The organism is Methanomassiliicoccales archaeon LGM-DZ1 (assembly GCA_030168595.1).
Taxonomy (GTDB): domain Archaea; phylum Thermoplasmatota; class Thermoplasmata; order Methanomassiliicoccales; family Methanomethylophilaceae; genus Methanomethylophilus.
In genome coordinates, this window is sequence record CP115556.1 from 1,185,436 (window position 1) to 1,206,080 (window position 20,645).

A 20,645-nucleotide genomic window follows, 5' to 3' on the forward strand; every position below is an offset into this window, starting at 1 on the left:
ATGATGTGCGCGTTATACGCGCGCGTGCGTTATTTGATATTCCACTAACAGAAAGAAAGGTTTATAACGGACATGCGGCTAGAGGCGAATCGATTCAGTGTGGTGACCTTATGAAGTACACTAGGTTTGAGAAGGCTAGGATCATCGGAGCCCGCGCGCTTCAGATATCCTACGGCGCACCTGTCCTGGTCGACTATCCTTCGGATATGATCGACCCCATCGACATCGCCATGCTGGAATTCAAAGAAGACGTGATCCCGATCACGGTCGTTAAAAACTGAAAGGTGACAAACATGGCAGACAATGATGACGTGCAGGTTATTACCCAGGAGCTCCTCGTCCCCGAGGACATCTATCTGACCTCCGGAGTGCACATCGGTACCCAGTACAAGAGCGCCGACATGAAGCAGTTCATCTACAAGGTGAGGCAGGACGGACTCTACGTCCTCAACGTCACCAAGACCGACGAGAGGATCCGCGCCGCGGCCAAGTTCCTCTCCAGGTTCGACCCCCAGCGCATCCTCGTGGCCTCCGCCAGGCAGTACGGACAGCGCCCTGCCAGGGAGTTCTCCAAGGCCATCGGCGCCCCTGCGTTCGCCGGACGTTTCGTCCCCGGGACCATGACCAACCCCGCCAACCCCTCCTTCGTCGAGCCCGATGTGCTGGTCGTCACCGACCCCGCCGCCGACAAGCAGGCGCTCAACGAGGCCCTCAACCTCGGGATCCCGATCGTCGCCCTCTGCGATGCCAACAACGAGTCCCGCAACGTCGACCTCGTCATCCCCACCAACAACAAGGGAAGGCGCTCCCTGGCGTGCATCTACTGGCTCCTTGCCCGCGAGGTCCTCCTTGCCCGCGGAGACATCAAGGACGCCTCCGAGTTCACCCTGACCATCGACGACTTCGAGGCCAAGTACTGAGCCGGACCGGGGGCCCCGAGCCCCCGCCCTAAACCCTTTAGGTTCCTTCTTCTATTATCCTCATATGCGCAGTCCCGCAGTTGCTGGAAGTTTCTATCCCTCCGACCCCTCCGAGCTGAGGGCGTCCGTCGCCAGGTGCTTCAGGTCCGGCCCCGGCGAGCCCGGCGAATGCACCGGGAAGAGGTCGATATCGGCGGTCCTGGCCCCCCATGCCGGCTATGAATGCTCGGGCATGTGCGCGGCCCACGCCTTCAAGGCCCTGGCCGAGGACGGCCGGCCGGACGCGTACATCGTGATCGGCCCCGACCATTACGGCGTGCCCTATGAGAGCGTCATGTGCAGCGACGATTACCTCACTCCCATGGGCCGCGTCCCCGTCCATAAGGACATCGCGATGAGGCTGAGAGAACTCATCCCCGACGACCCGAGGGCGCACCTCAGGGAGCACTCCGTAGAGGTGGAGATGCCGTTCATACAGTACATCGATCCCGGGGCGCAGGTGGTCCCTGTCATCATGAGCAGGCAGAACCCCGGCGCGGCCGAGCGCCTGGCACAGTCGATAAGAACGGCCTGTGCAGGGTACGACGTGGTCATCGTGGCCTCGAGCGACCTGGTCCATTACGTGCCCCATTCCTACGCGGAGAGCGCCGATGCCGGCTTCCTCAGGGCCGTCGCATCCGGGAACCCCGATGCGGTCTTCGACATCGTCAGGAGGGAATCCCTCACCGTGTGCGGCTACGGCCCCATCGCCGTCGCCATGATGCTGTCCGCGCCCGGCAGGATAAGCATCCTCGACAGCACGGATTCGTCGGTGACCCTGGGCATGGGCGCCGGCAGCTGCGTGGGATACGGCTCCGCCGTTATGTACAAGCCCGGGCACTGATGCCCGGATCAGAATTTATCGGCCCGCGCCCCGGACCGGGGTGCGGGCCCGGCGGTCTCCCGCCTAAAGCTCAGATGACCTTGACGTATCTGAGGTTGGGCTCGTAAGCGAGCCCTTTGTTGAGCAGGCCGTCGGTGATCTCCTCGAGCTCCATGCTGGAGATGCCCTCCTGCTCTGCCCTGCGCTCGAGCTCGTCGCGGGCCGCGCCCTTGCCGTCGGTGTCGAGCTCTTTGATGAGCTTCAGGACGGCGGCCTCCTTGGCCTCCCTGTCCTCGGAAGAGGGGGAAGCGTCCGCGGCGGCCTTGGGGTCCCCGGGCTGGACGTCGATGTCTATCTCCTCGGGCCCCTCGGGCACGGAATCCTCCGGAAGACCCAGATCGATGTTGTCATCGGGGAGGATTGCCCTGAGGGCGTTCTGGATGCTGATCAGGTAGGTCCCGGCCTCGGGGGGCCCGTAGACCTCGATGGCCTGGCTGATGCCGGCCGCCTCGGTGTCGGAGAGGCCGGTCTTCTTCAGCCCCTCGGCGGACCTGTCCTCGGCCTTGAGCGCCTTCTGCATCTTGACCATCCTGTCCCAGGTGGAGCGGGCGGTGTCGAGGAGCCACTCGCTGCGGATGCTCTCGGTGATGGGCACCACCCTCTCAGGGCGGACGGATACGAAGGTCCTCTGGTCCTCGGTGGTGTACGATTTGACCTTCCCCATGACCGCGATGAGGCACGGAGCCTCGATCTTGGCCATGGCGGCCGCCGCGTCAGGCTGGAACCTCCCGATGTTGATGTACACGGTCCCGGACGCGACGTCCTGGATCCTGCCCCTCCACATGGGCTCGTCGTCGGTGCCGACGTTCTCCTTCTCGGTCAGGATGCCCGCGATGAGGACGCGGTTGATGCGCGCCCCCAGGCGGCTGAGCTGATAGGACGGCATCTTCTCGGCCTCGGCCTTGATCTCGTAGCTGGCACTGTTCAGTTCAGTGGAGAAAACCCTCCACGCGGTCTCTCTTGCGTTGGTCAAAGCGATCCCTCCACTTCCTCGTACAGCTTACGCGCTTCCGCCTTCACGTCCACCGGCGACAGCTGGGCGCTGTGGACGATGATCGACGGGCCGAAGTCGTCCGTCATGGCGTTCCCTTTGAGAGTGACCCTCTTGAGGACCAGCGCGGAGGCGATCCTGTCGGCGACCGCCCCGGGGTTGCCGGAGGACTCGGCCAGGGCCTCCGCCTCGTCGAGGGTCATGCCGGTGAGCTTCTCGGTGTCGGCGCGTCCGATGATGGCGCTGATGGCGCCGGTGCCGTCGTCGACGGTGGCCTTGATCCTCAGGTCCTTCACCGGGTTCTGGACGGGCCCGTGGACGGCGCACTCCCCGTTGCTGATGGCGCGCCTGCACTGCGGGCACCTGTCGATGAGCCCCGATCCGGACCTGATGTCCACGACCGTGCCCTTGATGACGATGTCCAGGCCTCCTCCGATGCGGACGATCTCGCCGACCGTCTTCTGGCTGTCCTCGGCCTTCACGCCGGGGATCTCCCCGGAGATCTCCTCGACCGTGGTCTTGTCGATGTTGAGCTGGGGTATGCCCTTCCAGGCCCTGATGTAGGCGTTGGCGATCTTGACGTTCTCGCCCTCGCGCAGCTTGAAATCGTTCCAGGCGGTGAAGGTGATCTTGCCGGTGTCGTCGGCGATGGTGCCGGACCAGACGGTCTTGGGCTCTCCCTTGATCGAGATCTCCCTGGTGGCGACGTCTATGATCTTGCCGGTGATGCAGACGTTCCCGCTCTTATCAGTTATCTCGGAAATCTTGACAGGCTTGGCCTGGGGCGAAACCGCCTCCGAGCTCTGGCTGATCGATCCGAACGATACGTCCGGCGCGGGGATGACCTTCCCGCGGTTGCCGATGTTGAGCTGGGGCGCGTCGCGGAACTTCTTCGTGTAGGCGTTCTTGAACGTGTACACAGAACCCTTCTCGTACTCCCCTTCGTCGCTCCAGATGGTGAACGGTATGGAGCCGGTATCGTCCGCGCATATCCCGGAAATGATGGTCTTGGGAACGCCTCTGGCGGTGATCTCCCTCTTCTCGACGAAGAGTATCTTCGCGGTGACGGTGACGTTCATCTCCGTCCCGGTGATCTCCCCGACCTTCTTGGTCACGCCCGACGACGAGACCTGCACGCCGTCCGACGGTTTCCTGCCGCCGAGCTTCTTCATGATGCCGCTTTTGGCGGTCTCAGGCTCTATATGGTACACATTGATGTACGTGTCCGCTTCCTTGCGGATGGTTTCCATGTCGACCTTTCCGCCGAGCGCGCCGAATATCTCCTCGGCGATCGGCCCTATGTCGATCTTCCCGGAATCCTCCATTCTATCTCCCTCTTGTTCATTTTCAGCGAGGTTTTTACATGCTTTTTGGGCAGGTTTCCGCTGTACTCGGAACATCGCCGGCTCACCTTTTAACTTATCTATTGCAACCAAGGGAACATGCCGGACCCCGGAATACGGCCCTCCGAAGGAGGGCCGGGTCTCATCCGCTCTGTCCAGCGGTACGTCCGCCTGCGGAGGTTGGCATATATTTAAAAAGTGAAACGAGATAGAACGGCATGGTTCCAAGAAAGAAGATCGACGAGATCCTCGACGGCTATGACCTCGGGAATCTGACCATAGCCACCCTTTGTTCCCACTCGTCGCTGCAGATCTTCCACGGAGCGAAGAAGTTCGGGTTCAAGACGATAGGGCTCGTCACCAGGGACAACGAGAAGATATACGACGCCTTCCCCCTTGCGAAGCCCGACAAATTCTACAAGTACCAGGATTACGACGAGATGATCGAGCGCAAGGACGAGCTGCTCGACGAAAACGTCGTCCTCATCCCCCACGGGTCGTTCGTGGAGTACATGGGCCACAAGGCGTTCGAGGAGTTCGAGGTCCCCTCGTACGGCAACCGCGCCGTTCTCGGATGGGAGTCCGACAGGGACAAGCAGAGGGAGTGGATCACCTCCGCCGGCGCGCCCATGCCCAAGCTCATCACCGACGCCAGGGAGATCAAGGAGCCGGTGATGGTGAAGTATCACGGCGCCAAAGGCGGCCGCGGCTTCTTCATCGCCAAGGACTACCCCGACTTCAAGCAGGGGATCGACACCAGCCAGCCCTACACGATCCAGGAGTACTGCCTCGGAACCAGGTATTACCTCCACTTCTTCTACGACCCCCTCAAGACCGACGGGTACCGGATAAAGCAGGGCGGATCGCTGGAGCTCCTCTCCATGGACAGGAGGGACGAGTCCAACATCGATGAGATGTACAAGCTCGGCAGCATCGAGGACGCGAAGAAGCACGGGATCTACCCCAGCTTCGTCGTCACCGGCAACACCCCGGTCGTCATCAGGGAGTCCCTGCTGCCCAAGGCGTTCAAGATGGCCGAGGACATCGTCAACAGGTCCTACGAGCTGTTCGGCGGCATGTGGGGCCCGTTCTGCCTCGAGACCGTCGTCAACGACAAGCTGGAGTTCAGGATCTTCGAGATCTCCACCAGGATCGTCGCCGGCACCAACCCGTTCATCAACGGGTCCCCGTACGCCGAGATGATCTACCCCGGCCTCAGCACCGGCGGCAGGCTCGCCATGGAGATCAGGGACGCGAACGCGGCCGGGCACATCAAGGACATAATGTCCTGAAGGAGTCCCGCGGGCGCATCCGGCCCGGCCTCCGGGCAGTTCAATTGTCCAGTCCGGAGGCTTTCCGCCGTTCAATTGTACATTATCCGGTCCGGGAACCGCCGTGCCGCCGCATACGCGCCCGCGCGCATTCAGCAATGTATTTAACGGAAGTTCCTTATGGACGGCGAGAACAAGGGGTTCGCATCATGGTCAGCGTATCGGACAGGGTACAGAAGATCCCGGCCTCGGGCACAATCGCAATCGGAAACTTAGTCAGCGAGCTCAAGGCTCAGGGCATCGACATCGTCTCCTTCTCGATGGGGGAGCCGGATTTCACCACTCCTGCCAACATCGTGGACGCGGCCAAATCCGCTCTCGACAGCGGGTTCACCCACTACACTCCCAGCACCGGCATCCCTGAGCTGAAGGAGGCCATCGCTAAGACCGCACGTGCCAGGAACGGTATGAACGTCTCTTCCATGAACGTGCTCGTGACCCCGTGCAAGCATGCCATCTTCATGACCGCCCTCGCCTTCCTGAACCCCGGGGACGAGGTCATCCTCCCGGACCCCGGCTGGGTCACCTATGAGGCGGACATCAAGCTGTGCGGCGCCAAGCCCGTCTACGTCCCCCTGGAATACGACGACGGCTTCATCCTCGACCCCCGCAGGGTGGAAGAGGCCGTCACGCCGAAGACCAAGATGATCATCCTCAACACCCCTGCCAACCCCACCGGGTGCGTCATGCCCGAGAAGCAGGTCAGGGAGATCGCCGAGATCGCCGAGAAGCACGACCTCATCGTGCTCGCCGACGAGATCTACGAGCAGATCATCTACTCCGGGAAGCATTTCTCCATCGCGTCCGTCCCCGGCATGCTCGACCGCACAGTCACGGTCTCCGGCCTCTCCAAGACCTATGCCATGACCGGATGGAGGGTGGGCTGGGCCGTCTCGAGCGTCAACAACATCGCCGCCCTCAACAAGCTGCAGTCCCACTCCATCTCCTGCTGCGTCTCCTTCGCCCAGAAGGGCGCTGTCGAGGCCCTCGACGGCGACCAGTCGTCCATCAGGAAGATGACCGACGAGTTCAGGACCAGGCGCGACCTTGCGCTCGACCTCCTGGAGGAGGTCCCCCGCGTGGAGTGCCAGAAGCCGGAAGGAGCGTTCTACCTCTTCCCCCGCTACGATGCCGACATCCACTCCGTGGACCTCGCCAAGAAGATGCTCAAGGACGCCCATGTGGCGGTCACCCCCGGAGCGGCATTCGGGCCCCACGGCGAAGGGTTCTTCAGGATATCCTACGCCACCGGCGAGGACCAGATCCGCGAGGGCATCTCCCGCATGAAGAAGTTCATGTCCGAGCTCTGATCCCGGGAGGGCCGCCCCGGCCCCCGCGCCTTCCCTGCCGAGGCGCCGCATCCGCGCATGCATCCTGTTTCCGCGTGCGCGCGCATAGTTAAAAATAAGGGTTGCCAATAACCGATTCATTCCGCCCCCAGGGGCGCTCAGGGATCCAAATGAGCAGGAAATTATTCACCGTCGGTCCGGTCAACGTCCCGGACGACGTTCTCAAGGCAATGGACAGGCCGATGATCACCCACCGCTCCTCGGAGTACAAGCAGCTGCACGCCGACATCGAGGAGAAGCTCCACAAGGCCCTCGGGACCGACAACGACATCTTCATGGTCGCCGGGTCCGCGACCGTCCTCCTCGAAGGGGCGGCCAGGAACGGCATCAGGGAGCACTCCCTCGGGCTCACCTCCGGGTCCTTCGGCGACAGGTCCATCGAGGTCGCCACCACCAACGGCCGCAAGGTCGACGTGGTCAGGGTCCCCATGGGCAAGGCCGTCAAGCCCGCCGACATCGAAGGCAAGGTCGGCAAGGACATCGAGGCCGTCCACTGGGTGAGCAACGAGTCGTCCACCGGCGTCTACTGCGACAATGCCGCCCTGGCGGAAGAGGTCAGGTCCCAGAACCCCGACGCCCTCGTGATGATCGACGCCGTTACCTCCATGTTCGCCATGGACCTGGACTGGAAGCGCACCCAGCCCGACTCCGTCGTCTTCGGCTCCCAGAAGGACCTCGCGCTCCCGCCCGGGCTGGCCTTCGTGGTCGTCTCCCCCGAGTTCATGAAGAAGTCCGAGTCCATGGAGAACAAGGGCTTCTACACCGACTTCGTGAAGCTCAAGGAGAAGAACGACGAGAACTACGCGCTCACCACCCCTCCTGTGTCCATCATGTTCGGCCTGGACTACCAGCTCGACAAGATGCTGAAGGAGGGCATGGCGGCCCGCTACCGGAGGCACCGCGAGATGGGCGACCTCCTGAGGGCATGGGCCAAGGAGAAACTGGAGGGCATCTTCCCCGAGGAAGGCTACCAGTCGGACTCCCTCGCCGTCATAAAGAAAGGGGACCTGGACTTCGATGCCTTCCACAAGGTCATCAAGTCCAGGGGATACGAGATCTCCAACGGATACGGGGATATCAAGAAGCAGACGTTCAGGGTCGGCACCATGGGGGACCTCACCCCCGCCGACATCAGGTCGCTCATCGGCGTGATGGACGAAGCTCTCGAGGAAGTGAAGCAGTAATGGCAAAGATTCTTGTTTCGGATAAGCTCAGCAAAGACGGCCTGGACATCCTCGAGGCGTCCGGGATGCCGGTGGTCATGAAGACCGGCATGACCGAGGACGAGCTCTGCAAGGAGATCGTCGACTACGATGCCCTCATCATCAGGTCGGGCACCAAGGTGACCAAGAAGGTCATCGACTCTGCCAGGAAGCTGAAGGTCATCGGCCGCGCCGGCGTGGGCGTCGACAACGTCGACGTCCCCTACGCGACCGAGAAAGGTATCCTCGTGATGAACACCCCCACCGCGAACATCCTCTCGGCGGCGGAGCACACCTGCGGCATGATCCTCGCCATGGCCAGGAACATCCCCGCGGCCCACATGTCCATGCACCAGGGGAAATGGGACAGGTCCAAGTTCACCGGCGTCGAGCTGAACGGCAAGGTCCTCGGCATCATCGGCGTCGGCCGCGTCGGCGGAGAGGTCGCGAAGAGGCTGAAGCCCTTCAACATGACCATGATCGGCTACGACCCCTTCCTGCCCAAGGTGGTCGCGGACGAGATCGGCGTCAGGCTGACCACCCTCGAGGAGGTCCTCCAGAAGTCCGACTTCATGACCATCCACACCCCCCTGCTGCCCAGCACCAAGAACATGATCTCCACTGAGCAGTTCAAGATGATGAAGCCCAACGCGCGCCTCGCCAACGTGGCCCGCGGCGGCATCGTCGACGAGGATGCGCTCTACAACGCCCTGAAGGACCATACCATCGCCGGCGCGGCCTTCGATGTCTGGTGCAGCGAGCCCCTCGACGAGTCCGAGAAGAAGCTCCTCGAGCTCGACAACCTGGTCACCACCCCCCACCTCGGAGCCTCTACTGTCGAGGCGCAGGAGAGGGTCGCCGTCGACATCGCCCATGCGGCGGTCAAGTACCTCAAGGACGGGATCATCACCAACGCCATCAACGCGCCCCGCGGGAAGCTCACCCCCGAGACCGAGCCCTACGTCCCCCTGGCGGAGAACATGGGCTCCCTCATCAGGCAGCTCGGCGGCGACGCCCCCATCAGCTCGGTCGAGGTCTCCTATTACGGCGGCCTCGCCCAGACCGACAGCAAGCTCCTGACCGTCTCCGCGGTCAAGGGGATCATCAAAGGCATCGTGGGCGAGGACGGGGCCAACATCATCAACGCCCTCCCCGTGGCCAAGTCCAAGGGCATCGAGGTCAAGGAGACCAAGATCGACAAGTTCGAGAACTACGCCAACATGATCGAGGTCAAGACCGTCTCCGGCGGCAGGACGATCACCGTCCGCGGCACCGCCTTCGGGTCCGAGGCCAGGCTCGTCAACTACAACGGCTACAGGTTCAACGTGCCCCTGTCCGGCGACCTGGTGTTCGTGACCTACCCCGACGTCAAGGGCGTCGTCGGCAGGATCGGCGCCGCCGCGGCCGACGCCGGCATCGACATCAGGGAGATGGCCGTCTCCACCAAGGAGAACGACAGCACCGCCCTGACCGTCCTCGTCCTGGGCTCCGCCCCCGGGAAGGAGACCGTGGCCCGCATCGCGGCGGCCGCCGGCGGGGACGCCAAGTGCGCCGAGCTCTGATCCGATGATCGGAGAGAACGACCTGACCCTCGCCGTCAAGAACAGCATCGAAGGCGAGATGGGGATCACCGAGGAGGACGCCCGCAGGCTGGCGCAGCATGTGCTGAACTTCTTCGGGTACTCCGACAGGATCATCGACAACGTGCTCGAGCCGGAGGACCGCGATGCCTTCTACATGATGGAGGACTCGGGGATCCTATACACCGAGAGGGAGGAGATCACCCTCTACGACGGCCGCGAATGGAGGATCCACTACTGGCTCTTCAACCGCGACCGCATCATGAAGCTCAGGGACCTCGAGCCCGAACAGCGGGCGGTCCCTGACGCCTCCCAGTCGGTCTACGCCGACATCCCGGACGACGTCTGGAACAGGAGCAGCGCCCAGTGAGCGGGCTTTTCCCCTACGCTCCGCGTCCCGGCCAGGCGGAGATCGTCCGCACCGTCAGGGACGCGGTCCGCGGCGGGAGGAGCCTGGTCATCGAATCGGGCACCGGGACCGGGAAGACGTCCGCGTCCCTGGCCGGCGCCCTCGAGGGGATATCCGGCACCGGGCGCCGGGTGATCTACCTCACCCGCACCAAGAGCCAGCAGCGCCAGGTCTCTGTGGAATGCCGCGCGATCGGCAGGAAGATCCCGATATTATCGGCGGCGATCCAGGGCAGGGGCCCGGCCACCTGCCCGTTCATGGCCTCCGACCGCGACCTGTCCGACGGTACGCCGGAGGAGCTCTCCAAACTGTGCTCTGCCCTCAAGAAAGGCGACGGGCCGGCCGGCAAGTGCCCGTTCTACGAAGCCCTCGGCAGCTCGGCCGTCGAGCGCTGCATAACATATGCCAGGTCCGCACATCCGGACCCGGAGGAGTTCAGGGATTTCTGCATCGCGTCGGAGATATGCCCTTACGAGGCGTCCAAGAAGGTCCTTCCTTATGCGGAGGTGGTATCGGCGCCGTACGCGTTCTTCTTCATAGCGCCCATCAGGAACCGGCTGCTGCAGTGGATGGGCATCTCCGAGAGGGACGCGGTGGTGATCGCGGACGAGGCGCACAACCTCCCCCAGTACCTTAGGGAGACGATGACCTACAGGATGACCTCCAAGTCCCTCAGCCTCGCGATGTCCGAGGCCGTGTCGAACGGGGACCCGCCGATACACGGGGACATAGCCTGCTCCGATCTGATACAGGCCCTGCAGGAGATCCTCTCGGACGCCTGCCGGGATTACCTGAAAGGCGAGAACGGCATCATCCCGCCCGAGTACCTGAGCGACGAGCTCATGATGCGCCTGGGTCTGTCATCGGCATCCATCTCATCGGCCGTGGGCCGCATGAAGGAGGCCGGGATGCTGATCGAGGACGCTAAGAAGGCCAGGAGGAAGCTCCCGCGCTCCCGGCTTTCCCATCTTGCGGACTTCCTGACCTGCTGGGCGTCCTGCGACGGCTGGAGCCATGCCTTCCTGGTGTCCGGCGGAGATAACCCCGCTTTCGAGGCTTACTGCCTGGATCCGCACGAGGCCGCCGAGCCCCTCAGCACCTGCTTCTCTAGCATCAGCATGTCCGGCACGCTGTCCCCCCTGAACGATTACTCGGCGGAGATGGGGCTCTACAATCCGGAGACGGCTGTGTTCCCCTCGCCCTTCCCCTCCGGGAACCTGAGGACGCTTTACGTTAACGATGTCTCGACGAAGTATGACGAGCTGGGGGACGCCGGGAACTATGAGAGGCTCCGCAAGCATATCGTCGACATCGTCACGGCCACAGAGCGTTCGTCGGCGGTGTTCTTCCCTTCCTATTCACTGATGGAGAGGTTCACCGACGACGGCCTCGCCGACGAGCTCGGCAGGCCGGTGTACTACGAGAGCAGGGGCATGACCCAGTCAGAGTTAATGGACCAGGTCACCGATTTCCGCTGCAGGCCAGGGGGAACGCTGTTCGCGGTCACCGGCGGGAGGGTGAGCGAGGGACTGGACTTCCCGGGCGGAGAGCTGGAGGTGGCAGTGATAGTAGGCATCCCGTATCCTCGGCCGTCCGCCAAGCAGGATGCCCTTGTGAGGTACTGTGCCAGACGTTACGGCGACGGCTGGAGGTCGGCGGTCAGGATCCCCGCTGTGAGGAAGATGAGGCAGGCCGTCGGCCGCCTCATAAGGTCGGAGACGGACAGAGGAGTGGCGGTCGTCCTCGATCGGAGGGCGGGCACGCTGGAAGGCTTTAATGCCGAGCTCACAGACGATCCGGTCAGGGACATACTGGCATTCTTCAGCGGCGGGGAGAAGCACTGAGCCTCAGGCATGCCGGTCCGGGACTTGATTCTTTATTAATGACATCCGACATGCAGAATGCCATGGAAATCGCCGTGGATGATGACGTCAGGAAGATGGTGGAGGAGTCCGGAGAGGATTATCGCATCTGCACCGCCTGCCTGGGCCCGGCCCTGGTCCCGGTATCGGTCAAATCCCCCAAAGCCTCCGATGAGGTCATCCCCCTCGGCAACGGGCGCAAGATCTTCGTTTCCCGCGTGCAGGCCCGCTATGTCACGAGGATAACGATGGACATGCTCTATGACGAGGAGGAGATCGACTCCTGCCCTGCGTTCTACGCATACTCGGAGAAGAAGCACTCGCAGGAATGAGCCGGCCGGGGACGGCATCGGAATATGCCGTCCTGCGATCAGGATAATCTCCCAATCCCGGCGGCGCTGGCGTCAGCCAGGCCCTCTATGTCGCAGGCCTCGGAGTACCTGTCGGTCAGGGCGATATCGGCCTCGGTGACGACCTTCTTCGGGAGCGCCGTGCATCCGATGGCCGGGAGGTTAGAGAGATCGTAGGTGCCGATGGCCTTAGCGATCTGCATTATCTCCTCTTTGTCGTAGCCGATGAGGGGCCTGAGGATGACCGTGTTGATGCCGCGGACCTCCGAATTGATGTTCAGCAGGGTCTGGGAGGCGACCTGTCCGAGCGAATCGCCCATGACGATCGCTCCTGCGTCTATCTCCTTGCAAATGCGCTCCGCCGTAAGGAGCATGGCGTGTTTGCAGAGGACGCACTGGTACAGAGTGTCGGCCTTCTCCGCGATGGCCTTCTGGGTGGGGCCGTGGGGGGCGCTGTAGAGGGGCATTTCCTGCCCGGTCTCCTCCCTCAGGCGCGCGGCGATGCGCATCGCCCGGTCGATCGACCTGTCGTCCGCGTACGGGCGGTTGTCCATATGGAGGAGCGCCACCTCGGCGCCCGCATGCGCCATGACGTACGCTGCCACGGGGGAGTCTATGCCTCCCGAGATGAGGACCAGGACCTTCAAGTGTTCACCCTTCCGAACTCGACCCCGCCCTCGTAGTCGTCCGGCGGGTATTCCTCGTCCTCGTTGAGCAGGGCATAGAGGGACTTTACGAACTCGCGGAGCTGCCTGACCTCCGCCTTCAGGTCCCTGACCTGCAGGCGGAGGTTCTCGATCTCAGCATCGTTGCGGGTCATATCTTCACGTCGCCGTAGTCGTCGGCCAGCTTCCTGGGCTGGCTGGTCTTGCATTTGGGGCAGCTCAGGGTTCCCGGGCCGGTGCGCCTGAGCTCGGTCTTGCAGATCCCGCACTGGGCGCGGACCACTCCGAGGTGGGCGTCCTTGGTGGTGAGCTGCAGCGACGGCTTGACGCCGATGACCCTCGCCCTCACGAGGTCCCCTTTCCTGAACTCTCCGGAGACGCTGTCGGTGTAGTCGGGGGAGATCTTGGAGACGTGGATGGTGGCCACCGTGCTGCTGGCTATCGCGCGGCAGGTCCCCTCGCGGATGAGGGCGGTGGCGGTCGCCATGGTCTTCCTCGTGTCATCTATGGTGGCGTACACAATGTCGCCCTCCTTCAGGATGTTCGGCGGGTTGGGCGATACCACCTTCGCCGTGCAGTCGTTATCGTCCAGCACCAGGGCCCCTACCTGGGACGCGTAGATCTTCCCGTTCCTGGCATATGTTCCGTCGGAGGCGACGTACTCCTCCTCCGCGGCGATCTCGTCGCCGGGGAGCACATATCTTTCGGCCATTTGATTCACCAATCATCGCCGCACGAGGCGTCTGGTTCATTCTATGACGACGGAGACGATTTCCACCGTCTGTTTCGCCTTCGTGTGGAATGAGAAAGTATGCGGGATTACGTACTTATAAAGTCTGCAGTCCGTCACCCGCCTGCCCTTCTCCTCCGCATAGCCTTTCACGAACTCCAGCGTGCCTGCCATGTGGATGGAGTAGACTTTCTCGGCGGATTCCATGGCCTTGTCGAGGAAGGGACGGTCCGCGTTCCTCTTCTGGCTCCCGAAAGGGGGGTTCATCAGGACGGTGTCCGCCCCCTCGGAGACATCGCGCACGTCCGACAGCCTGAGCTCGACGTCCGCCCCCAGTTCATCGGCGGCCTTCCGGGCGATGCCGAGGGCCTTCTGCGAAATGTCGTAGCCCACCGACATCCCGGCGCCCATGAGCGCCGCCCCTATGCAGAACACGCCGGTGCCGCAGCCGAGGTCCATCACCTTCATGCCGGCGATGTCCCCCGCGGAGTATGCCCGGTAGATGATATCGGCGGCGATCGGCGCGGGCGTCGGATACTGCTCCAGGGACGGGTCGGGGTCCTCGAACGGGGGTATGCGCTGCAGCGCCATCTCCAGTTCCTTCTTCCTCATCCGGATGAGTTACCGCGGCATCCGCTATAAAAGGAGCATGGGGGGCCCAGGCCATCCCGAACCATTTATCTAATCAATCACGATACGTTTTCAATGCCGAATGGCGCGTTTCCCAAGGGAGCATGAAAACACATGGTAAAGGTAAAGAGGGCAATCATCAGCGTGTCGGACAAGACCGGCATCGTCGACTTCGCCAAGCAGCTGAAGACACTCGGTGTCGAGATAATCTCCACCGGCGGCACTTACAAACTGCTCACCGACAGCGGCGTGGAAGCCACCGAGGTATCGGACGTCACCGGGTTCCCGGAGATGCTGGACGGCCGCGTCAAGACCCTCCACCCCAACATCCATGCCGGCATCCTCGCCCGCAGGGACAAGCCGGAGCACATGAAGGCCATCGAGGAGATGGGGATCAAGCCCATCGACATGGTCGTCATCAACCTCTACCCGTTCAAGCAGACGGTCCTGAAGGAGGGCGTCTCCTTCGACGAGATCGTCGAGAACATCGACATCGGAGGACCCAGCATGATCAGGGCCGCGGCCAAGAACTACAAGAGCGTCGCGGTCGTTACCGATCCCGGCCAGTACGAATCGGTCATCGGGCACCTCCTGGCGGACGACGGGGAGCTCGACGAGAAGTACCTCGGCAGGCTCATGGCCCAGGCGTTCACCGTCACCGCTGAGTACGATGCCATGATCGCCACCGTTATGAACAGGAAGCTCGGGAAGGACCTCTTCCCGTCCTCCTGGCCCCAGGCCACCGAGAAGAAATGGGAGCTCAGGTACGGCGAGAACCCCAACCAGAAGGCCGCCTACTACGTCGACCCCTTCACCCCCGGCGTGACCATCGGGAAATGCGACATCCTCCACGGTAAGGAGCTGTCCTACAACAACATCATCGACATGGACGAGGCCATAAGCATCGTCATGGACTTCGAGAGGCCGACCGCGGTCGTCATGAAGCACACCAACCCCTGCGGGCTGGCATCCGACGACACCATCGCCAAGGCGTTCAGGACCGCCTACGATGTCGATCCCCTCTCCGCCTTCGGATGCGTCATCGCCCTGAACAGGAAGTGCGACCTCGAGACCGCCAAGATGATCCACGAGTACTTCGTCGAGGTCGTCGTCGCGCCCGACTTCGACCTCGGGGCCCTGGAGATCCTCAAGCTCAAGAAGAGCATCCGCCTGGTCAGGACAGGGATGCCCATCGGCCCCCAGTACCGCGTGAGGGAGATGAAGACCAGGAGGACCCAGGGAGGCCTCCTCGTCCAGACCGACGAGGACGTCGCCGTCGATCCCGCCAACCTCCGCGTGGTCACCAAGAGGGCGCCGACCGAGGAGGAGGTGCACTCCCTCCTCTTCGCGTGGAAGCTCGCCAAGCACGTGATGTCCAACGCCGTCGTCTATGTCCGCGGGGAGCACGCGGTCGGCATCGGCGCCGGCCAGATGAGCCGCGTCGACTCGGCGAAGATCGCCTCCTTCAAGGCCAGGGAGCCCACAGAGGGATGCGTCATGGCCTCCGATGCGTTCTTCCCGTTCAGGGACGCCGTCGATGCGGCCGCCGAGGCGGGCATCACCGCCATCATCCAGCCCGGAGGAAGCATCAGGGACCAGGAGTCCATCGATGCCGCCAACGAGCACAACATCGCGATGGTCTTCACCGGCTGCCGCGTGTTCAGGCACAGCTGAAACCCTTCTGCGGGGCTGTACGCCCCGCTGTAATTCTCCGCGGGATGCGTTAGTTTAATCATCCCGTCCTGTCGTTCCCGCACCAATGTCAAAGAAACAGAAGTCGGGAAGCTCCGTCGCCGAATCCTTCGTCGGCGGACTGACATGCACTCTGATCTTCCTCGTCCTGGTGCCGGTGGTGTGCGACATCATCATCCAGCCCATCGTGGAGGACGAGGTCGGCGATACGACCTTCATGACGCTGTCGTCATCGCTCATCGTCGCGATCATCATGCTGATCGTGATGTTCGCCTTCTCGTTCGTCATCGGGGCCGGAGGCATCCTCAGGAAGTTCGGGATCGTCGGCATCATCGCGATGATCCTCGCTTACTGGCTCATAGGAAGGATCGAGGACTGTGTCATACCCCTGCTGTGCCTTGTAATCGTCTGGGCCGTCACAGGCAGGAAGAAAAAGAATTGAACGGGGCGTCTTCCGGCGCTTCATATTTTTCGGAACCGGAGGGGGCCCTGCCCCCGCCGTCATTCCTTCTTTTCGGCCTTCTCGGCCGCTTCGACGACCACGGGCGTGATGGGAGCGCGCCTCTTCATGTGCCCTCCCGGGCCGCCCCTGGCATTGTAGGCCTTCTCCACGCATGCTGGGTCATCGCAGACGAAGGCCGCGAAGACCACCTGGGTGCAGGTCTTGCCGCAGAACTCGCACTTGTACTGGCTGAAGTCTAGCATATGCGGGGAGATATGCGCCGCAGATAGAAACGGCTTTCACTCGATGTCCATGGAGAAATGCGTCGCTTTCGGCGAATGGGTGAGCGCACCTATCGAGACGATGTCCGCGCATCCGGCGTAATCCGCCGCAGTATCGGCCGTGATGTTCCCGGACGCCTCTATCTTTATGCTCGGATCGATCCTGCGAACCGCCTCGCGGAGATTCCTGCATTCCTCGGGCGGGAAATGGTCCGCCATGATGATGGCGGCCCCGCTGCCTGCGGCCTTCAGCCCTTCTTCGAGGTCCAGGACCTCGATCTCGACCGGGATGCCCTTCGGAACGTCCTTCATCCTGGCGAGGGCTGCGTCGATGCCTCCGCATGCGGCGATGTGGTTGTCCTTGACCATCGCCATGTCCCAGAGCCCCATCCTGTGAGGCCATCCGCCTCCCAGGGCGACGGCCTTCTTCTCGAAGTAGCGGAACCCGGGGGTGGTCTTCCTGGTGCCGGCGATCATGAGGCCCGGGTCCTTCTCGTGGACCTTGGCCGAGATCTCGTAGGTCATCTCGGCGATGCCGCTCATCCGCATCAGGAAGTTGAGCGCCGTGCGTTCGCAGGTCATGAGGGCGCGCAGGTCGCCTTCGCACATCATGACGACGGTCCCCCCGCTCACCCTGTCGCCGTCCTTCACGAACGTCCTGCATTTCACTCCCATGATGGAGAAGATCCCGGCGGCCTCCTCCAGGCCGGCCACGACCGAATCCGATTCGCAGGTGATGATCGCCTTCCCGTTCCCCGGAGGGAGGAACACCTGGGAGGTGACGTCGCCGTCCCCGACGTCCTCTTCCAGGAAGGGCCTCAGGTCGGGCGCTCTCACGGTGCCGCCTCCTCCAGGCCCTTCACCGCGTAGACGGTAATGTCCTTTTCATCCAGCTTATCGAGGCCGGTGGAGGACGGCACCTCTCCGATATGCCATCCTGTCCCGGTGGTCTCGCCGTAGTAGTACTTCACTCCGCCGAGCTCGACGTAATGGATGTCCGCGATCGAGTTCTTGCTCCCGGTGTAGTTCATCTCCCATTCCACGCTCACTCCGGCCGCCATGTGCCCGGGCATGATGATCATCGCTGTATCGTATCCCATTTCGCGCATGATAGCGCAGTACAGGATAGTTGTATCCTCGCAGTCCCCGTTCTGGTCGAACAGGGTCTCCAGCGGGTATTTCCAGTACTCATCGTAACCGACCGAGTCCGAATCGTACTTGTACTCTATGTACTGGACGAATGCCAGGACGAAACCGGCGGTCTTCTGGCCGCTCCATCCCTCGGTCTTGTCCGCGAAGTAATCGGCGAGCGTCTTCAGGTATGAATCATCGGCGGTATCTGCCGTGACAGCGAAGTTCACGTCGCTCGAATTCCCTCTGTTGCGCCTGTCGGAGGGCGCGGTGAGGTCCCGGAAGTGGTCATAGTCGGCCCGCTTGATCGAGAGGCTGTACTCGTAGCCGGTGCCGTCAAATTTCCACGCGAATGTCTTCAGCAGGCTGATGTCGGCGTTTATCTTCAGGACGAACGTCGCCGGGCTGCCGTCCGCTCCGGTCCCCGAGACCACCAGTATGTGCGTCCCGCCGTCGATGAACGTGTAGTTCCAAGAGGCAAGGGTGCTGTTTATCTCCCTCTCGATGCCTCCGTCGGGCCCGTACATGCGCCAGTTCTCAGGGCTGATGCCGCTGACACTGAAATTGTGGGTCTCTTCGGTGACCGTCTCGTCTTCCGAATCCACGGCGGCTATCGTCACATCGCCGATCGCGGTGAACGAGCACGAGGTCCCCGCCCCCAGCTGTTCCATGGTGGAGAGGTCGTACCATCCGCCGAAACCCTTCCCAGAGGCGGATGCGGTCAGCGTGACCTTCTCGCCGAAACCGTACGTCCCGCTCCCGGTAACTTCAATGCCGTCCTCGGTGACCACGGTCACGGTCGGTTTCTCCGCGGTCCCGTCCTCGGTCCATCTGCTGAGGGTGTAGGTGTAATCGATCTCAGGGGCGGCGGTCAGCTGGCTGAGCGTGCTCTCGACCGTGATCCTGTATATGATCCAGCGGTCGTCGCCGGTCCCAACCCATCTCTTCTCCACGATCTTGGCCCCGTCCTGATCGTACACCGTTTGGTAGAGGTTCGTCTCGACGGTGCCGAAGCTCTCGGTCTCCAGGCTCACTTTGGAGGTGGGGCTCTTGCCGTCGAAGATGTTGCGGAAATTGAAGTTGGCCCAGGTGCGGCTGCCGTCCTTGTTCCAGAATCTATCCGTCGTCGTCTCCGGATCGGCGCTGCCGGAGCCTCCGCCCGAGGACCCGTCGCTCAGGACGGTCTTCGTGAACTCGCTGACCCTCTCCATGAGGTAATCTTCCCTGTCCTCAACGTAGGCCAAGTAGGTCAGTTTCTGAGTGCCTTCGACCGAGACGGAGTACGTGTTGGTCTTCTCCTCGCCTTCGACATCGAAGACGAGGCTCTTGCCGTCCAGCCCAGGGGGCAGGTCGTTCGGGTCTTCGGCGAGGACGTTCTCATGTATCCACCATCCCGCGCCGATCAGTACCGCGATGATCACGATTGCTGCGATCGCTCCCTTCATGGGTAAACATCAGGCAGCACTGTTATTATGATTGCCCCGGACGACAAAAAACAAGGGGAAATCCCGCCCGGAAAGGCGGGAAAGGTGTTTCGGGCCTCAGATGTCGAGCTCGAAGGGCTCGTTGGGCATCGGGAGGATGATCTTGTAATCGTCCTCGAGGTCGGGCAGGAAGAGCTCCCTGTTCTCGGAGTGCATGAACACCACGGTCTCCGGGTCGCAGTCCCTGATGAACTGGACGATCTGATCGTGGCCGGCATGCGCCGAGAAGTCGAACTTCTGGACCTCGCAGGCCACCTTGACGATCTCGCCGTCGAGGTCGATGCAGCCTTTGTCCATGAGCATCCTGCCGTTGGTGTCGTCGGCCTGGTATCCGACGAGCAGGATGGCGTTCTTGGGGTCGTCCTTCAGGGTCCTCAGGTAGGTGAGGACGGGCCCGCCGTCGAGCATGCCGCCGGTGGTGACGATTATGGGGCCTTTGACGGCCTTCTTCCTGTCGGAGCTCGTCCTGATCTCGTTGAAGGTCCTCTTGGCGGCCTTGAGCGACTTGGCGTTCCTGATGTACTCGGGGTAGTCGAGGAACAGGTTGGTGACGGACCTGCCCATCCCGTCGACCCACATCTCGTATCCGAGGTTCTTCAGGAGCAGCATGATCTCCTGGGTCCTTCCGACGGCGAAGCAGGGGATGATGACGATGCCTCCCCTGTCGATGACTTCGTCGATCTTGGCGATGAACTTGCTGATGGTCTCCTCTTTCGGGGGGTGGTTCCTGCCTGCGTAGGTTCCCTCGATGAAGAGGGTCTTGCAGTCCCTGGGCCTGGCCCCGAGGACGAGCTTCTGGTCCTCGGTGTGGATGTCGCCGGTGTAGAGCATGCTGCTGTCGCCCTGGAACTCGAACATGGCCGCTCCGGGCACATGTCCCGCCGAGTGGAGGGTAACGTCGATGTTGCCCAGCTCGATGGTGTCCTCGAACGTCAGGGGGACGACATGGTCCATGGTGACCTCGATGTCCTTCTGAGTGTAGGGAGCCGGATATCCCTCGGCCTTGGCGATCTTCAGGCTGTCGTACATCATCAGCTCCGAGATCTCCGCAGAGAGGGGAGTGGTGAACAGTTCGCAGTTGTTCTTTCCGCAGACCGCGGGAACGTATCCGCAGTGGTCGAGATGGCTGTGGGTCAGGAACATATGGTCGATCTTGCCCTCGACGGGGAGAGGGTACTCGGGAGGCTTGGTCGGGCTGACCCCGCACTCCATAAGCATCCTCTTGCCGTCGCCTTCCATCGTCATGGCCATGCGGCCGACGATGTTGGCGCCTCCCAGGAAGTTGAATTTCATTTTCATGTTAACACTTCTACCGTGATATGTGAAGCGCT

The 20,645-nt window shown here is 62.2% G+C and carries 22 protein-coding genes; 12 read left to right on the forward strand and 10 right to left on the reverse strand.

The annotated features are described in order from the left end of the window. Nucleotides 1-110: 110 nt before the first annotated feature. From O8W32_05770 to amrB, 3 genes are all read left to right on the forward strand, one after another. Nucleotides 111-281, forward strand: coding sequence for a DNA-directed RNA polymerase subunit K (locus O8W32_05770; GenBank protein ID WII08679.1), 171 nt, complete (start codon nucleotides 111-113; stop codon nucleotides 279-281). A 12-nt stretch (nucleotides 282-293) separates the two neighbouring features. Continuing rightward, nucleotides 294-920 carry a 30S ribosomal protein S2 gene (gene rpsB / locus O8W32_05775; protein WII08680.1) on the forward strand — a complete coding sequence of 209 codons (627 nt, stop codon included), beginning with the start codon at nucleotides 294-296 and terminating at the stop codon, nucleotides 918-920. A gap of 64 nt (nucleotides 921-984) precedes the next feature. Beyond that, on the forward strand, nucleotides 985-1,803 hold the full coding sequence (amrB, locus tag O8W32_05780) for an AmmeMemoRadiSam system protein B (protein WII08681.1): 819 nt from the start codon (nucleotides 985-987) through the stop codon (nucleotides 1,801-1,803). Between the two features lie 70 nt (nucleotides 1,804-1,873). Here amrB and O8W32_05785 read toward each other — a convergent pair whose 3' ends face one another. Then, nucleotides 1,874-2,815 (reverse strand): glycerol dehydrogenase, encoded by a 942-nt coding sequence (locus O8W32_05785; protein WII08682.1) that lies wholly within the window; start codon nucleotides 2,813-2,815, stop codon nucleotides 1,874-1,876. Continuing rightward, nucleotides 2,812-4,158: a single-stranded DNA-binding protein gene (locus O8W32_05790; GenBank protein WII08683.1), complete on the reverse strand. Its 1,347-nt coding sequence runs from the start codon at nucleotides 4,156-4,158 to the stop codon at nucleotides 2,812-2,814. Before O8W32_05790 ends, O8W32_05785 begins: the two co-directional genes overlap by 4 nt. Before the next feature lie 236 nt (nucleotides 4,159-4,394). Between O8W32_05790 and O8W32_05795 the strand changes: the two genes are divergently transcribed. From O8W32_05795 to O8W32_05825, 7 genes are all read left to right on the forward strand, one after another. Then, on the forward strand, nucleotides 4,395-5,468 hold the full coding sequence (locus O8W32_05795) for a formate--phosphoribosylaminoimidazolecarboxamide ligase (protein ID WII08684.1): 1,074 nt from the start codon (nucleotides 4,395-4,397) through the stop codon (nucleotides 5,466-5,468). 188 nt (nucleotides 5,469-5,656) lie between these two features. Then, nucleotides 5,657-6,817 (forward strand): pyridoxal phosphate-dependent aminotransferase, encoded by a 1,161-nt coding sequence (locus tag O8W32_05800; GenBank protein WII08685.1) that lies wholly within the window; start codon nucleotides 5,657-5,659, stop codon nucleotides 6,815-6,817. A gap of 149 nt (nucleotides 6,818-6,966) precedes the next feature. Further along, a complete protein-coding gene (locus tag O8W32_05805) occupies nucleotides 6,967-8,040 on the forward strand; it encodes an aminotransferase class V-fold PLP-dependent enzyme (protein WII08686.1) in 1,074 nt (357 codons plus the stop codon). Continuing rightward, a complete protein-coding gene (gene serA / locus O8W32_05810; GenBank protein WII08687.1) occupies nucleotides 8,040-9,620 on the forward strand; it encodes a phosphoglycerate dehydrogenase in 1,581 nt (526 codons plus the stop codon). The genes O8W32_05805 and serA overlap by 1 nt, the downstream gene beginning before the upstream one ends. Before the next feature lie 4 nt (nucleotides 9,621-9,624). Beyond that, a complete protein-coding gene (locus O8W32_05815) occupies nucleotides 9,625-10,008 on the forward strand; it encodes a hypothetical protein (GenBank protein WII08688.1) in 384 nt (127 codons plus the stop codon). Beyond that, nucleotides 10,005-11,891 (forward strand): ATP-dependent DNA helicase, encoded by a 1,887-nt coding sequence (locus O8W32_05820; protein ID WII08689.1) that lies wholly within the window; start codon nucleotides 10,005-10,007, stop codon nucleotides 11,889-11,891. Before O8W32_05815 ends, O8W32_05820 begins: the two co-directional genes overlap by 4 nt. Before the next feature lie 62 nt (nucleotides 11,892-11,953). Next, nucleotides 11,954-12,241: a hypothetical protein gene (locus O8W32_05825; protein WII08690.1), complete on the forward strand. Its 288-nt coding sequence runs from the start codon at nucleotides 11,954-11,956 to the stop codon at nucleotides 12,239-12,241. 38 nt (nucleotides 12,242-12,279) lie between these two features. On the opposite strand, the gene O8W32_05830 is transcribed toward O8W32_05825, so the two are convergent. The 4 genes from O8W32_05830 to O8W32_05845 are packed head-to-tail and all read right to left on the reverse strand — an operon-like array spanning nucleotide 12,280 to nucleotide 14,266. Next, nucleotides 12,280-12,906 carry a tRNA 4-thiouridine(8) synthase ThiI gene (locus O8W32_05830; GenBank protein ID WII08691.1) on the reverse strand — a complete coding sequence of 209 codons (627 nt, stop codon included), beginning with the start codon at nucleotides 12,904-12,906 and terminating at the stop codon, nucleotides 12,280-12,282. Next, entirely contained in the window at nucleotides 12,903-13,079 is a 177-nt protein-coding gene (locus tag O8W32_05835) for a hypothetical protein (protein ID WII08692.1), read from the reverse strand. The genes O8W32_05830 and O8W32_05835 overlap by 4 nt, the downstream gene beginning before the upstream one ends. Further along, nucleotides 13,076-13,636, reverse strand: coding sequence for an exosome complex RNA-binding protein Csl4 (locus O8W32_05840; GenBank protein ID WII08693.1), 561 nt, complete (start codon nucleotides 13,634-13,636; stop codon nucleotides 13,076-13,078). Before O8W32_05840 ends, O8W32_05835 begins: the two co-directional genes overlap by 4 nt. Nucleotides 13,637-13,672: 36 nt before the next feature. Further along, entirely contained in the window at nucleotides 13,673-14,266 is a 594-nt protein-coding gene (locus O8W32_05845) for an METTL5 family protein (GenBank protein WII08694.1), read from the reverse strand. Between the two features lie 132 nt (nucleotides 14,267-14,398). Between O8W32_05845 and purH the strand changes: the two genes are divergently transcribed. Together purH and O8W32_05855 are read left to right on the forward strand one after the other, a co-directional pair. Beyond that, nucleotides 14,399-15,958 carry a bifunctional phosphoribosylaminoimidazolecarboxamide formyltransferase/IMP cyclohydrolase gene (gene purH / locus O8W32_05850; protein WII08695.1) on the forward strand — a complete coding sequence of 520 codons (1,560 nt, stop codon included), beginning with the start codon at nucleotides 14,399-14,401 and terminating at the stop codon, nucleotides 15,956-15,958. Between the two features lie 85 nt (nucleotides 15,959-16,043). Continuing rightward, on the forward strand, nucleotides 16,044-16,418 hold the full coding sequence (locus tag O8W32_05855) for a hypothetical protein (protein ID WII08696.1): 375 nt from the start codon (nucleotides 16,044-16,046) through the stop codon (nucleotides 16,416-16,418). A 59-nt stretch (nucleotides 16,419-16,477) separates the two neighbouring features. On the opposite strand, the gene O8W32_05860 is transcribed toward O8W32_05855, so the two are convergent. From O8W32_05860 to O8W32_05875, 4 genes are all read right to left on the reverse strand, one after another. Then, the gene (locus tag O8W32_05860; protein WII08697.1) at nucleotides 16,478-16,681 is read right to left on the reverse strand and encodes a hypothetical protein; all 204 of its coding nucleotides are present in this window, start codon (nucleotides 16,679-16,681) and stop codon (nucleotides 16,478-16,480) included. Between the two features lie 36 nt (nucleotides 16,682-16,717). Beyond that, on the reverse strand, nucleotides 16,718-17,536 hold the full coding sequence (gene nadC, locus O8W32_05865) for a carboxylating nicotinate-nucleotide diphosphorylase (protein ID WII08698.1): 819 nt from the start codon (nucleotides 17,534-17,536) through the stop codon (nucleotides 16,718-16,720). Continuing rightward, a complete protein-coding gene (locus O8W32_05870) occupies nucleotides 17,533-19,275 on the reverse strand; it encodes a hypothetical protein (GenBank protein WII08699.1) in 1,743 nt (580 codons plus the stop codon). Before O8W32_05870 ends, nadC begins: the two co-directional genes overlap by 4 nt. Nucleotides 19,276-19,371: 96 nt before the next feature. Beyond that, a complete protein-coding gene (locus tag O8W32_05875) occupies nucleotides 19,372-20,613 on the reverse strand; it encodes an MBL fold metallo-hydrolase (protein ID WII08700.1) in 1,242 nt (413 codons plus the stop codon). Between the last annotated feature and the right edge of the window lie 32 nt (nucleotides 20,614-20,645).

Bases quoted from the DNA above. Each gene is read 5' to 3' on its own strand.
- O8W32_05770 (WII08679.1), top strand. From the start codon at position 111: ATGAAGTACACTAGGTTTGAGAAGGCTAGGATCATCGGAGCCCGCGCG.
- rpsB (WII08680.1), top strand. From the start codon at position 294: ATGGCAGACAATGATGACGTGCAGGTTATTACCCAGGAGCTCCTCGTC.
- amrB (WII08681.1), top strand. From the start codon at position 985: ATGCGCAGTCCCGCAGTTGCTGGAAGTTTCTATCCCTCCGACCCCTCC.
- O8W32_05790 (WII08683.1), bottom strand. From the start codon at position 4,158: ATGGAGGATTCCGGGAAGATCGACATAGGGCCGATCGCCGAGGAGATA.
- O8W32_05795 (WII08684.1), top strand. From the start codon at position 4,395: ATGGTTCCAAGAAAGAAGATCGACGAGATCCTCGACGGCTATGACCTC.
- O8W32_05800 (WII08685.1), top strand. From the start codon at position 5,657: ATGGTCAGCGTATCGGACAGGGTACAGAAGATCCCGGCCTCGGGCACA.
- O8W32_05805 (WII08686.1), top strand. From the start codon at position 6,967: ATGAGCAGGAAATTATTCACCGTCGGTCCGGTCAACGTCCCGGACGAC.
- serA (WII08687.1), top strand. From the start codon at position 8,040: ATGGCAAAGATTCTTGTTTCGGATAAGCTCAGCAAAGACGGCCTGGAC.
- O8W32_05815 (WII08688.1), top strand. From the start codon at position 9,625: ATGATCGGAGAGAACGACCTGACCCTCGCCGTCAAGAACAGCATCGAA.
- O8W32_05825 (WII08690.1), top strand. From the start codon at position 11,954: ATGGAAATCGCCGTGGATGATGACGTCAGGAAGATGGTGGAGGAGTCC.
- O8W32_05835 (WII08692.1), bottom strand. From the start codon at position 13,079: ATGACCCGCAACGATGCTGAGATCGAGAACCTCCGCCTGCAGGTCAGG.
- O8W32_05840 (WII08693.1), bottom strand. From the start codon at position 13,636: ATGGCCGAAAGATATGTGCTCCCCGGCGACGAGATCGCCGCGGAGGAG.
- O8W32_05845 (WII08694.1), bottom strand. From the start codon at position 14,266: ATGAGGAAGAAGGAACTGGAGATGGCGCTGCAGCGCATACCCCCGTTC.
- purH (WII08695.1), top strand. From the start codon at position 14,399: ATGGTAAAGGTAAAGAGGGCAATCATCAGCGTGTCGGACAAGACCGGC.
- O8W32_05855 (WII08696.1), top strand. From the start codon at position 16,044: ATGTCAAAGAAACAGAAGTCGGGAAGCTCCGTCGCCGAATCCTTCGTC.
- O8W32_05860 (WII08697.1), bottom strand. From the start codon at position 16,681: ATGCTAGACTTCAGCCAGTACAAGTGCGAGTTCTGCGGCAAGACCTGC.
- O8W32_05870 (WII08699.1), bottom strand. From the start codon at position 19,275: ATGAAGGGAGCGATCGCAGCAATCGTGATCATCGCGGTACTGATCGGC.
- O8W32_05875 (WII08700.1), bottom strand. From the start codon at position 20,613: ATGAAAATGAAATTCAACTTCCTGGGAGGCGCCAACATCGTCGGCCGC.